Source organism: Streptomyces otsuchiensis, from assembly GCF_004305975.1.
In the GTDB taxonomy this organism is placed as follows: domain Bacteria; phylum Actinomycetota; class Actinomycetes; order Streptomycetales; family Streptomycetaceae; genus Streptomyces; species Streptomyces otsuchiensis.
On record NZ_BHZI01000178.1, the window covers coordinates 1 to 12,330 of the forward strand.

At 72.2% G+C, this 12,330-nt stretch carries 13 protein-coding genes; 9 read left to right on the top strand and 4 right to left on the bottom strand.

Annotated features, from left to right (window positions below; all coding sequences use genetic code 11):
* Positions 1-273 precede the first annotated feature (273 nt).
* Positions 274-873, top strand: a complete 600-nt coding sequence (locus E0D90_RS17270) for a lytic polysaccharide monooxygenase auxiliary activity family 9 protein (RefSeq protein ID WP_130799145.1) — start codon at positions 274-276, stop codon at positions 871-873.
* A gap of 168 nt (positions 874-1,041) precedes the next feature.
* On the top strand, positions 1,042-4,035 hold the full coding sequence (locus E0D90_RS17275) for an FAD-binding and (Fe-S)-binding domain-containing protein (RefSeq protein ID WP_130799146.1): 2,994 nt from the start codon (positions 1,042-1,044) through the stop codon (positions 4,033-4,035).
* A 39-nt stretch (positions 4,036-4,074) separates the two neighbouring features.
* On the opposite strand, the gene E0D90_RS17280 is transcribed toward E0D90_RS17275, so the two are convergent.
* Positions 4,075-4,680 (bottom strand): hypothetical protein, encoded by a 606-nt coding sequence (locus E0D90_RS17280; protein WP_130799147.1) that lies wholly within the window; start codon positions 4,678-4,680, stop codon positions 4,075-4,077.
* A gap of 205 nt (positions 4,681-4,885) precedes the next feature.
* On the opposite strand from E0D90_RS17280, the gene E0D90_RS17285 reads away from it, so the two are divergent.
* The 3 genes from E0D90_RS17285 to E0D90_RS17295 all read left to right on the top strand — a co-directional run bounded on the left by E0D90_RS17285 (position 4,886) and on the right by E0D90_RS17295 (position 9,319).
* Positions 4,886-6,718 (top strand): ABC transporter transmembrane domain-containing protein, encoded by a 1,833-nt coding sequence (locus tag E0D90_RS17285; RefSeq protein ID WP_130799148.1) that lies wholly within the window; start codon positions 4,886-4,888, stop codon positions 6,716-6,718.
* On the top strand, positions 6,715-8,505 hold the full coding sequence (locus E0D90_RS17290; RefSeq protein ID WP_130799149.1) for an ABC transporter ATP-binding protein: 1,791 nt from the start codon (positions 6,715-6,717) through the stop codon (positions 8,503-8,505). Before E0D90_RS17285 ends, E0D90_RS17290 begins: the two co-directional genes overlap by 4 nt.
* 253 nt (positions 8,506-8,758) lie before the next feature.
* Positions 8,759-9,319, top strand: coding sequence for a hypothetical protein (locus E0D90_RS17295; protein ID WP_130799150.1), 561 nt, complete (start codon positions 8,759-8,761; stop codon positions 9,317-9,319).
* A 92-nt stretch (positions 9,320-9,411) separates the two neighbouring features.
* On the opposite strand, the gene E0D90_RS17300 is transcribed toward E0D90_RS17295, so the two are convergent.
* The 3 genes from E0D90_RS17300 to E0D90_RS17310 all read right to left on the bottom strand — a co-directional run bounded on the left by E0D90_RS17300 (position 9,412) and on the right by E0D90_RS17310 (position 10,886).
* The gene (locus E0D90_RS17300; protein WP_130799151.1) at positions 9,412-9,627 is read right to left on the bottom strand and encodes a DUF397 domain-containing protein; all 216 of its coding nucleotides are present in this window, start codon (positions 9,625-9,627) and stop codon (positions 9,412-9,414) included.
* A 219-nt stretch (positions 9,628-9,846) separates the two neighbouring features.
* Entirely contained in the window at positions 9,847-10,050 is a 204-nt protein-coding gene (locus tag E0D90_RS17305; protein WP_130799152.1) for a DUF397 domain-containing protein, read from the bottom strand.
* Positions 10,047-10,886 (bottom strand): helix-turn-helix domain-containing protein, encoded by an 840-nt coding sequence (locus tag E0D90_RS17310; RefSeq protein ID WP_130799155.1) that lies wholly within the window; start codon positions 10,884-10,886, stop codon positions 10,047-10,049. The genes E0D90_RS17305 and E0D90_RS17310 overlap by 4 nt, the downstream gene beginning before the upstream one ends.
* 428 nt (positions 10,887-11,314) lie before the next feature.
* Between E0D90_RS17310 and E0D90_RS26625 the strand changes: the two genes are divergently transcribed.
* The 4 genes from E0D90_RS26625 to E0D90_RS17325 form a co-directional block, all read left to right on the top strand.
* Positions 11,315-11,467 carry a hypothetical protein gene (locus E0D90_RS26625; protein WP_157996880.1) on the top strand — a complete coding sequence of 51 codons (153 nt, stop codon included), beginning with the start codon at positions 11,315-11,317 and terminating at the stop codon, positions 11,465-11,467.
* The gene (locus E0D90_RS28625) at positions 11,464-11,682 is read left to right on the top strand and encodes a DUF7848 domain-containing protein (protein WP_438827411.1); all 219 of its coding nucleotides are present in this window, start codon (positions 11,464-11,466) and stop codon (positions 11,680-11,682) included. The genes E0D90_RS26625 and E0D90_RS28625 overlap by 4 nt, the downstream gene beginning before the upstream one ends.
* The gene (locus E0D90_RS17320; RefSeq protein WP_130799153.1) at positions 11,679-12,071 is read left to right on the top strand and encodes a hypothetical protein; all 393 of its coding nucleotides are present in this window, start codon (positions 11,679-11,681) and stop codon (positions 12,069-12,071) included. The genes E0D90_RS28625 and E0D90_RS17320 overlap by 4 nt, the downstream gene beginning before the upstream one ends.
* 37 nt (positions 12,072-12,108) lie before the next feature.
* Positions 12,109-12,330, top strand: a 222-nt coding sequence (locus tag E0D90_RS17325; RefSeq protein ID WP_130799154.1) for a hypothetical protein, incomplete at its 3' end; no start/stop codon positions are given.

Here is a 12,330-nt window from a genome sequence, read left to right on the forward strand (position 1 = left end):
GTGCGGGGCGGGGGCGGTGCGCGGCGGCGGGGTGAGCGGGATTCCGGGCCACAACGCGGCCATGGCGGCCCTCGGTCGCTGACCGCCCGGCCGGGGCGCGCGAGGCGCCATGAGGGGCGTGCGCCCCGGCCCATCCACGCCCGGTAACTGCCGCACGCAATCACTGCATTGGTCTGGACATGGCGATTGAGCCGCCAGTAGCCTCAGTCTTGGTCTAGACCTTCTACCGTCTCGCGAGCACGCCCCACCCCCCACTCACTCATGGAGCGAGCCATGCGCACCACATCCAAGTTCACGGCGGCCCTCGCCGGCCTCGGCCTGGCGGCGGTCTCGGTACTGGCCACGGCCGGCACCGCCAACTCCCACGGCTACACCACCTCCCCCACCAGCCGTCAGGCCCACTGCGCCCAGGGCGCGATGGACAACTGCGGCTCGATCGTCTGGGAGCCGCAGAGCGTGGAAGGCCCCAAGGGCTTCCCGCAGGCGGGCCCGGCGGACGGCTCCATCTGTTCCGGCGGCCTGAGCCAGTTCCGCCAGCTCGACGAGCCGCGCAACGGCAGCTGGCCGACGACCCAGCTGCAGGCGGGTGCGGGCTTCAGCTTCAACTGGACCATCACCGCCGCCCATTCCACGACCAACTTCCGCTACTTCGTCACCAAGGACGGGTGGAACCCGAACACCCCCCTGACCCGGGCCGACCTCGAACCGCAGCCGTTCATGACCGTCCCGATGAACGGCCAGCAGCCCAACTGGACCGAGCGCCACCAGGGCAGCCTGCCCACCCAGAAGAGCGGCCGGCACATGATCCTGGCCGTCTGGGACGTCCACGACACGGCGAACGCCTTCTACGCCTGCTCCGACGTGCGGTTCTGATCCGCGCGTTCTCCACCGCCCCGGTGGGCGCGGCCGGCGACCCCGGCCGCGCCCACCGGGGCGCCCCCTCCCGCCGCCCGGCACGCCCCGGGGCCGGCCGTCACCGAAGAGCCCTTAGGCTGGCCGGGACGGCGATCACCGAGGCCGCCGGGCACAGGGAGACGCACGATGCCGCTGCTGGAGCCGGATTCCGCCGCCTTGCGGCCGGCCACCGACACCGCCCCCGCCGCAGACCGGGTCCCGCCGGAGCTGGCGGAGGGCACGCCCCAGCCGCTGCGCGGCGACCTGGAACGGCTGCTCGGCGCGGAACAGGTCCTGTGGCGCGTGACCGATCTCGTCAAGTACGCCTCCGACGCCAGCCCGTACCGCTTCCTGCCCCAGGTGGTGGTGACGGCACGGACCGTCGAGGACGTGGCGGCCGTACTCGCCTACGCTCACGGGCACGGCCGGAACGTCGTCTTCCGGGCCGCCGGCACCTCGCTCAACGGCCAGGCGCAGGGCGAGGACATCCTGGTGGACGTGCGCCGCCACTGGTCCGGCGTCGAGGTGCTGGACGGCGGCGCGCGCGCCCGCGTGCGGCCGGGCACCACCGTGGTACGGGCCAACGCGGCGCTCGCCCGGCACGGCCATGTGCTCGGCCCGGACCCCGCCAGCGCCATCGCCGCCACGCTCGGCGGCGTGGTCGCCAACAACGCCTCCGGGATGACGGCGGGCACCACCCGCAACTCCTACCGGACCGCCGCCTCGATGACCGTGGTGCTGCCCTCGGGAACCGTGGTGGACACCGCGGCGCCCGACGCCGACGAGCGGCTGGCCCGCGAGGAGCCGGAGCTGGCGGCCGGGCTGCTCGCGCTGCGCGAGGAGATCGTCGCCGACACCGAGCTGTGCGCCCGCGTCCGGGCCAAGCACCGGCTGAAGAACACCAATGGCTACCGGCTGGACGCCTTCCTCGACGGCGACACCCCCGTGCGTATCCTGCGCGGCCTGCTGGTCGGTTCGCAGGGCACCCTCGGCTTCCTGGCGGAGATCGTCTTCGACGCGCTGCCGCTGCACCGCCACACCTCCGCCGGGCTGCTGTTCTTCCCCTCGCTCGCCGCCGCGGCGGCCGCCGTGCCGCGTTTCAACGAGGCCGGGGCGCTGGCGGTGGAGCTGATGGACGGCAACACGCTCCGTGCCTCCGTCTCGGTGGCCGGCGTCCCGGCCGACTGGGCCGGTCTCCCGGCGGGGACCACCGCGCTGCTGGTGGAGTTCCGCACCCCCGACGACGCGGCGCGTCGCGCGGCGGAGCGGGCGGCCGAGGCGCTGCTGGGGGAGCTGGAGCTGGTGGCACCGGTGGCCTCCGTCACCAACACCTTCACCTCGGACCCGGGTGTGATCTCCGGGTACTGGAAGGCCCGCAAGGCGTTCGTCACCGCTGTCGGCGGCGCCCGCCCGGCAGGGACCACTCTGATCACCGAGGACTTCGCCGTCCCGCCCGAGCGGCTCTCCGAGGCGTGCGAGGCGCTGCTGGAGCTCCAGGAACGGCACGGGTTCGACGCCGCCGTCGCGGGCCACGCCGCCCACGGCAACCTCCACTTCCTGCTGGCGTTCGACGCGGCGAAGGAGGAGGACGTCGCCCGGTACGCCGCCTTCATGGACGAGTTCTGCACGCTGACCGTCGAACGGTTCGACGGCTCGCTCAAGGCCGAGCACGCCACCGGCCGGAACATCGCACCGTTCCTGGAGCTGGAGTGGGGCGAGCGCGCCACCGCGCTGATGTGGCGGATCAAGGAACTGATCGACCCGGCGGGTGTGCTGGCGCCCCGGGTGATGCTCGACCGCGACCCCCGGGCGCATCTGCGCGGGCTCAAGTCCATTCCGGAGGTGGAGGCCGAGGCCGACCCGTGCATCGAGTGCGGGTTCTGCGAACCGGTCTGCCCCAGCCGCGACCTGACCACCACACCGCGTCAGCGCATCGTGCTGCGCCGGGAGATGATGCGGCAGCCCGGCCGGTCGCTGGTCGGGGAGAACCTCCTCGCCGACTACGGCTACGAGGCGGTGGACACCTGCGCGGGCGACTCCACCTGCAAGATCGCCTGCCCGGTCGGGATCGACACCGGCGCCCTGATGAAGGACTTCCGGCACCAGCGGCACAGCGTCCGCCAGGAGAAGGGCGCCGCCCTCGCCGCCCGGCGGTTCGGGGCGCTGGAGCGCGCGGCACGGCTGGCGGTGGGCACCGCGGGCAGGGCCGGCGACCGGGTCGCGGGGGCCGCGACCTCGCTCGCCCGCCGCGCGGTCAGCCACGAGCTGATGCCGCAGTGGCTGCCGGAGCTGCCCGGCGCGGCCGGCCCGCTGCCGCGCACCCCCCGCGCGGAGGCCACCGCCGTCTACTACCCGGCGTGCGTCAACCGGATCTTCGGCGAACCGGACGGCCTGGACGGCGCTCTCCCCCTCCCCCGCGCCGTCGTCGCGCTCGCGCTGCGCGCCGGGCGGCCGGTGTGGATTCCGGAGGAGGTCACCGGGACGTGCTGCGCCACCATCTGGCACTCCAAGGGCTACGACTCCGGCAACACCCTGATGGCGAACCGGATGATCGCCGCCGCCTGGGAGTGGACCGAGCACGGGCGGCTGCCGCTGGTGGTCGACGCCTCCTCCTGCACCCTGGGCATCGCACACGAGGTCGTGCCGTACCTCACCGAGGAGAACCGCGAACGGCACGCGGCCCTGACTGTGCTCGACTCGCTGGAGTGGGCGGCGGAGGAGCTTCTGCCGCGGCTGACGGTGAGCGAGAAGGTCGCCTCCGCCGTGCTGCACCCCACCTGCTCGATGCAGCATCTCGGCGACGAGGCGGAACTGCGGCAGCTCGCGGACGCCTGCGCCGAGGAGGTCGTCGTCCCGCTGGACGCCGGCTGCTGCGGCTTCGCCGGGGACCGGGGCATGCTGCACCGGGAGCTGACGGCCGCCGCCACCGCCCGGGAGGCCGAGGAGGTCACCGCCCGGCCCTTCGACGCCCACCTGTCCGCCAACCGCATGTGCGAGATCGGCCTGGAGCACGCCACGGGGCGCCCGTACCACTCCGTGCTCATCGCCCTGGAGCGGGCGACCCGCCCGGCGGCCGGAACAGCTGCGTCCGTCGAGGGCGGCCGGGCACCGGACCCGACCGGGCGTCGCCCGCGGGCGTGACGCCGGGCGCGTCCGCGCGCGGGGCTCAGGGTTCAGGGTTCAGGGGATGGACGGGGCGCAGTTGGCCGGCTGGTAGTCCCCGGCGACGGTGAAGTCCCGGCAGGTGTAGAAGTGGTCGTTGAAGCGGCCCACCAGCAGCCCGACGGTGGCCACCACCACGACGATCGCCACCGAGGCGACCTTCATCCGGCGCTGGGGCAGGGCGAAGTAGTTCGGTGCCAGCAGCCGGGCCACCACCCACAGCACCAGCGGCAGTGAGACGACCATCGCGGCGATCAGCGTCGCGTCGACGACGTGGAAGACCTCGTCGGAGACGACCAGCGGCGCGGCCAGCCGGAAGAGCACCCACAGCGCGGGCAGCGCGAACAGGAACGTCACCCAGCCGTGCTCGCGGACCTGCGACCCCAGGGCCCAGCGGCCGAGCAGCACCACCAGTGCCAGGACGACCAGCTGGCTGGTGCGGCTGTAGAAGACCGTGCCGTAGGCGCCCCAGGTGAAGGCGAGGTCCCAGGCGATCAGTGCGCCGGAGACGGTGACGGCGAAGAAGCCGCGCAGCGCCACGGCGCGCCGTCCGGCCCGGCTGAAGCCCTCCAGCAGGTCGTCCTCCTCGGCCGGCTTCCGTCGCGTCTCACCGTGCTCGCCCATGCTCCGGCACCCTGCCGTACGGGCTGCCGCGCCCCGCGCAGACACACGGCGGTTACGCCGTGCGTGCGCGGGCGCCTTGGCGGCGCCCCGCGGCCCGCGATGAGCGCCGTCTCACCGCTAAAACCCATTGAACTGACACCCGGCAACGCGCAGGCTGGGCAGGTTGTGATGATCAGGCCGCCGGCCCCGATGACCTTGGGATGTCATGCAGATTCGCGACCTTCCGTATTCCGACCCCGGAGAACCAGACGTCCGGTCCGGCTTCCGGTTCCTGGTGTGGCTCTTCCGCCGCCAGCTCGGTGGCCAGCTCAAGGCGATGCTGTTCGGCGGGCTGCACATGGCCGGTATCGCGCTGCTGCCGGTGGCGGCGGGCGCGGCCGTCCAGGCGGTGATCAACGAGTCGGGCCGGGACCTGGCCCTGGTGGGCGTCGGCCTGCTGGCGGTGGCGCTGCTGATCGCCGGGGCGGACGGCGCGCTGCACCGGGCCGCCGTGACCAACTGGATCACCGCCGCCGCGCGGGTGCAGCAGCTGCTGGCCCGCCGCACCGCCGAGCTGGGCGGGATGCTCACCCGGCGGGTGGCGGCCGGCGAGGTCGTGAAGGTCTCGACCGGTGACGTGGAGAAGATCGGCTGGTTCGTCGAGTCCTTCTCCCGGTTCGCCGGTGCGGTGGTGGTGGTCGTCGCGGTCTGTGCGGGCCTGCTGGTGTACCAGCCCGAGCTGGGGCTGGTGGTGACGCTGGGCATCCTGGCCGTGGTGCTGCCCATGCTGCCGATGATGCCGGCGGCGACCCGCCGCGCCGACCGGGAGCGCGCCAAGTCCGGCCGGGCCACCGAGCTGGCGTCGGACACAGTCGCCGGTCTGCGGGTGCTGCGCGGCATCGGCGGCGAGGAGCTGTTCCTCTCCCGCTACCGCCGGGCCTCGCAGGAGGTGCGGACCGCCTCCGTGCACAGCGCCCGTATGTGGGCGCTGATCGACGCGGTGCAGGTGGTGATGCGCGGTCTGCTGCTGGTCGCCGTGACCTGGCAGGGTTCCCGGCTCGCGCTGTCCGGTGACATCACGCCTGGCGAGCTGGTCTCCGTCTACGGTGCCGCGATGTTCCTGCTCTTCCCGTTGCGCATCTTCCAGGAGGCGGCGATGGCGTTCGTCTTCTCCCGGCCCTCCGCGCGGCGTGCGGTGCGGGTGCTCTCGCTGCGCCGTGACTCCGGCGGCTCGGCCGATCCGGTGGCCGGCCCGGGCCCGGACGGGGCCGCGGGCGGCCTGTACGACCCGGCGACGGGTCTGCGTGCCGGGTCGGGTCGGCTGACCGCGGTGGTCTGCGGCGACCCGGAGGCCGCGGAGCGGCTCGCCGCCAGGCTGGGCGGCCACGCCGCCGACGGTGGCGAGGAGCCGTCCGCCGAGCTGGACGGCCAGGCGCTGGACGGGATGCCGCTGGCGGACGCCCGGGCCGCCGTCCTGGTCCAGGACAAGGACCCGGTGCTGCTGTCGGGCACGCTGCGGGAGCTGCTGGACGTGCCGTCCTCCGGCCGGGTCACCGACGCTGAGGCGCTGGCCGCCGCGCAGTGCTCGGACGTCCTGGACGCGGTGGCGCGCTCCGCACCCGGGGGCGGCGACCCGATGGACGCCCGCGTCACCGAGCGCGGGCGTTCCCTCTCCGGCGGCCAGCGGCAACGGCTGGCGCTGGCCCGGTCGCTGGTCACGGACCCGCCGGTGCTGGTCCTGGACGAGCCGACGTCGGCCGTCGACTCCCACACCGAGGCGCGGATCGCGCGTACCGTGCGCGAGCTGCGCGCGGGCCGGACCACGGTGGTGATGACCTCCAGCCCGCTGCTGCTGGACCTCGCCGACGAGGTGGTCTTCGTCCACGAGGGCACGGCCGTGGCCTCGGGGACCCACCGGGGGCTGCTGGGCGACGTCCCGGCCTACCGGGCCGTGGTGACCCGGGAGACCGACGCGGAGCAGGCGGCGGCCGACGGTGACACCGAAACCTCCGCGCGGAGCGACCGTTCCGCGCCCGAACCCGCCGAGGAATCCGTATGAGTCCCCGTATCGGCGTCGCCCCGCCGGAGTTCGATCCGGCGGCCGGTGAGCACGTCACGACCCTGCCGGTGGCACGCAACGCCACCGTGCGGGAGTACGTCCGCGACCTGGTGAGCCGTCACCGCACCGCCTTCCTGGTGCTGGTCGCGGTGAACACGGCGGCGGTGCTGTCCTCCATGGTCGGCCCCTACCTGCTGGGCGGGGTGGTCCAGGATCTCTCGGAAGGCGTCACCGAGCTGCCGCTGACGACCATCGTCACCGTCTTCCTGGTCGCGCTGGCGGTGCAGGCGGTCTTCACTCGCCTGGTGCGGCTGCGCGGCGCGATCCTCGGTGAGCGGATGCTGGCGGACCTGCGGGAGGACTTCCTGGTGCGCTCCGTCGGCCTGCCGCCGGGTGTGCTGGAGCGGGCCGGGACCGGTGATCTGCTGGCCCGGATCAACACCGACATCGACCGGCTGGCGCAGGCCATGCGGGAGGCGGTGCCGCAGCTGGCCATCGCCGTGGTGTGGGCGCTGCTGCTGCTGGGCGGCATCGTGGTGACCGCTCCCCCGCTGGGGCTGGGCATCCTGATCGCGCTGCCGGTGCTGCTGGTGGTCTGCCGCTGGTACTACCGCCGGGCCCCGGCCGGTTACCGCTCGGAGGCCGCGGGGTACGCGGCGGTCGCGGCCGCGCTGGCGGAGACCGTCGACGCCGGGCGGACCATCGAGGCGCACCGGCTGGCCGAAAGCCGCGTCGAGCTGTCGGACCTCCGGGTGCGTCAGTGGACCAGGTGGGAGCGGTACACCCTGTGGCTGCGCACCGTGCTGATCCCGACGGTGAACATCTACCACTCGATGGTGCTGGCGGGTGTGCTGCTGATCGGCGGGTCCTTCGCCCTCCAGGGCTGGCTGACCGTCGGCCAGCTGACCACGGGCGCGGTACTGGCGCAGATGGCGGTGGAGCCGGTCGGGATGATCCTGCGCTGGTTCGACGAACTCCAGGTCGCCCGGGTGTCGTTGGCACGGCTGGTGGGTGTCCGCGAGATCGAGGCGGCGCCGGGTGACGACCGGGAGAAGCCCGCCGGGCGGGAGACCCACGCCGACCGGGTGCGGTTCGCCTACCAGGAGGGCACGGACGTCCTGCACGAGGTGTCGCTGCGGGTGCCGCCGGGGACCCGGGTGGCCCTGGTAGGCCCGTCAGGCGCCGGCAAGTCGACGCTGGGGCGGCTGCTCGCGGGCATCTACGGCCCGCGCACCGGCGCGGTGACGCTGGGCGGCGCGCATCTGTCGAAGATGCCGCCGGAGCGGGTCCGGGAGAACGTGGCGCTGGTCAACCAGGAGCACCACGTCTTCGTCGGCCCGCTGCGGGACAACCTGCTGCTGGCCAGCCCGGACGCCGACGACGAGCAACTGTGGGCGGCGCTGCGGGCGGTGGACGCGGACGGCTGGGCGGCGTCGCTGCCCGAGGGGCTGGACACCGAGGTCGGCTCCGGCGCACTGACGGTCAGCCCGGCGCACGCGCAGCAGATCGCGCTGGCCCGGCTGGTGCTGGCCGATCCGCACACCCTGGTGCTGGACGAGGCCACCTCGCTGCTGGACCCGCGTGCGGCCCGCCACCTGGAACGCTCGCTCGCCCGGGTGCTGGAGGGCCGCACGGTCATCGCCATCGCCCACCGGCTGCACACCGCGCACGACGCGGACGTGATCGCCGTGGTCGAGGAGGGCCGGATCACCGAACTGGGCAGCCACGACGAACTGGTCGCCGCGGACGGGGCGTACGCCGCCCTGTGGCGTTCCTGGCACGGCTGATCTCAGCGGGACGCGGCACACCTGAGGGGCGCTCACGGCCGGTACGGCCGTGAGCGCCCCTCGCGCGTGGCCTCAGGCGGCCGTTGGGGCGTCTGCCACCGCGCCGTCACCGAAGGCACAAACGAGCTGGAGATCGGCAGTCGGCCGGGCCGCCGTGGCGCCCTCCCCGCCTGCCTGGCCGGCCCGGCCGTATCGGTGAACAGCGCGTGCCGCCGTCACCTGTACGGTCAGCGCGTGGCCAGGGAGGCACGAAGTGGAGTGGAGTTTCGGCATTGTTCTCAGGCAGCCGCTCACCCGTGAGCAGGCTGACGCGTTCGATCACTGTGACGCCCTCGCGGACGGGGCGATCTCCTACACGCTCGCCCCGGATGACTCCGAGGTCCACCCGCTGTCAGCGGATTCAGCCCTGCTGCGGGAGCTGGCCTGCGATATCGAGGCTCCGACCCTCCTGGACGCTGTTGCCCAAGCCGTACAGCGCGTCCGGCACATCGACGGGCTCCAAGCCGTCGGCGTCACCCTGCCCGACACCGTGACGCTCGATGAAGCCGCTCAGCGCAGCGGAACAGGCGCGCGGTCGCTGGCTCAGCTGTCCCAGGACGAGGGCTTCCCCAAACCCGAATCCGAATCCGGCGAAGGGACCGTGCTCTATGCCTGGGACCGGGTCGCCGCGTTCTTGCGGAACATGGGCGAACCGGTCCCCGAAGTTCCCCAGGACCTGGTGATCGCGGATCTGACACTCCGTCTCGTCAACGCCCTCGACGGTTCGGACGTCTCCCCGGGCGCGCTCAGGGCCCTGGGCCTGCCGATCGACTGAACGCCTCTTGACGGGGCGAAGGTTGCCTGCTGGATTCGGCTGTCTGCTCCGCGACGAGAGGACCGCTGCCGCGCGACCCTCTTTCGCGTGGTTCAGCGGCGCGGTGAGCCGGCGATCTCGCCGGTCTTGACCCCGGCCACGAACGCGGCGAAGGCGCCAGCCGGGACCGCGAGGGCCGGACCGGCGGGGTACTTGGAGTCACGCACGGGCACCGCCCCCACGGAGACCAGATCGGCCGCCACCTCGATGCACTGGCCACCGCCGCCGCTGTAGGAGGACGTGAACCAGCGGGGAGATTCGGTCGTCACGGGATGCCCCTTCGTAGCTGTTCGAGCCTGGCAACGGACTGCGCCTGCAAGGCGCTTCGACCTGTTCCGATCGTAGGACGCCATCCGGAAGCGTGCCACGGTGTCGCGTGGTGGACTCGCAGAACGGCTTGTTCGCTCGGCCCGGCCGTGCCCGATCGCAGCGAGAAGCCCCACCGTGCGCGGTGTGCACGGTGGGGCTTTCGATCCAGCGGCGCAAGCTCAGTTGGTGATCTCGCCAGCCTTGACCCCGGCCACGAACGCGGCGAAGGCACCGGCCGGGACCGCGAGGGCCGGACCGGCGGGGTTCTTGGAGTCACGCACGGGCACCGCCCCCACGGAGACCAGGTCGGCCGCCACCTCGATGCACTGGCCGCCGCTGCCGCTGTAGGAGGACGTGAACCAGTGGAGGGATTCGGTCGTCACGGGATGTCCTTTCGTAACTGCTCGATCATGGCCACGGACGCCGCCGGGGACAGCGCCTCGCCCTGAAACTGATGGTATGCCTTCAACACGGGAAGCACCGTCGCATTTGACCGGTCCAAGTGCCCCTGCGATTGGGACTCGGCGTAGCAGATCACGGACCGGTCGGAGAGGGTGAGAAGGCTTACCGGCAAGTTGAACGCACGCCGAGCACCGAGCGTGTGTGACGCGACCTGGACGATCCAGTTGGGGCGGGCAGCGACTTCGACCAAATGCTGAAGCTGGGCCCTCATGACGTCTGCACCCCCTACAGCATGGTGAAGACAGCTCTCGTCCATGACGACGAACACCATGGGCGGCCTGGCCCGCACCAGTGTCGCCTGGCGCTCTACCAGGACCGAGACACGCTCCGAGGCTTGCTCTGGCGTGAGCGATCCCCGCTCCACATGGCCGTCTTCGTGCGCCTGCGCGTACTCAGGCGTCTGCGCCAACCCGGGGATGATCCCGACGTCGTACAGCCGGATCTCCACCGCCCGGCTTTCCTGAGAGACGTACTCCGGGAAGCCCTCTCTGAGTGCGCCGTGCCGGATCTGGCCCCACTGGCGCTCGAACGACGCGGTGGTTCCGGTCAGTTCCATGGCCACGTCAACAGCCACCGAGAACGGGCGGCTTGGCGACTTACGAGTAGTTTCGACGCCCGAAACGTGCCGCCCCGAATAGCCCATCCGCTCGGCCAGGTCGTCCTGCCGCCACCCCCGTGCCTCCCGCTCACTGCGTAGACGTGCGCCATACGCAGCCGCCGGCCCGGCTTCCGGGTTCAGTTCCTTGCGATTTACCAACGTGTCCTCCCTCACGCGAACGTTGCTGAGATGGCTGACTCTAAGCCAGCCTGGCCTCACTTGGTAGTGGAGTCACTACGGAGAGGAACAATCGTGTGTGCTGAAAATCAGCCCAACACCCGGCGCCACCTGGGCGAACACGCCACCCGAGGGGGTGAACAAATACTCCCGCCCGGAAATGCGTTCGAGGCAGAACACGCAGCGGACGCTTTGCGCGAAGCGCTGGCCGCCGTGGGCATCAGGCTTCCGGTGGCGGCCGGTCCGCACGTGTGGGGCTCTGCGACACGTGGGCCGGTGCGCTTGATTGAGGTCGGCCCGATGCTCCCCGAGGTCGCAGCCCGGATCACCGACGCCCTCAGGGCAGAAACCCACCGCCGAGACGCCGAGTTCAGCCGACCGCCGTGTGGTCAGGACAAGGAGCACGACCGGTGAACGGCCGGACCGAGGACGACGACCCGGAAACGCCGCCCGTCCCGACCGACCCCACCGAGCCGGACATCACGATGGTCGAACTCCGACGCCGCTCAGAGGAACTGGGCCGCAAGATCGAGGCGCACTTGAAGGCGCTGAGGCAGCGGTGAGCGGCGGCTACCGGTTCGCCCGGTTCCACCTCGTGCCCACGGGTGGGCCGCTCGTCTTCCGCGCGCAGTGTGAGGTGTGCGAGGAGATGGGTCCTCGGGCTGAGACCGGTGATGCGGCGATGATGTGGGTGGTCTTCCACTGGGAGGACCACCCCGGCCACACCGCCTACCGCGAACTCAGCTCCACCCCGTACCTCGTGGAGCCCCGCACGTGAGCGCCGGACGGTACGTCGACGGCTACTGGTGCGAAGCGGTCGCCCGCTCAGTGGACCTCGCCGACACCTGGCGCCTGAGCGCCCAACGGACCCACAGCCCAGAGCACGCGCTCGCCTGGCTGCGCGAACAGGCCCTGCGCCTGGCCGATGCCCTCGGCCACGAACCACCCTTCGGCGCCACGGCCGACATCTTCCGGGACTGGGCCGCCGACCACGCCTACCAACGCATCCAACTCACCGCACTCGCCAACGGGCAGCCCATCAGCGCCAACGCCTGCGGCCCGGACCGCATCCACGGTGGTTGCCGGGACATCGAGATCCTCTACTCCCTCTCCGCCCGGCCCATCCACCGCGACGCCACCACCCGGCGCCTCCTGCGCGCCCTCTGAACCCGCCCCACACCCACGCCACGACCAAGGGACACCCATGTTCGAAGACATCAGCTTCGCCAACTCCGACCGCGAAGAACTCGAAGACTCAGCCAGGGAGTTCTTCAACCACATCAAAGACCTCGGCGTCCGCCTGGACGACATCGACGTCCTCGACCCCTGCACCGGCTGCCGCCGCCCCACCTACCTCGTCCACCTCGGCAACCTCACCCGAGACGACATCACCACCCTCAACAACGCCCTGCGGCAGCACCCGGCC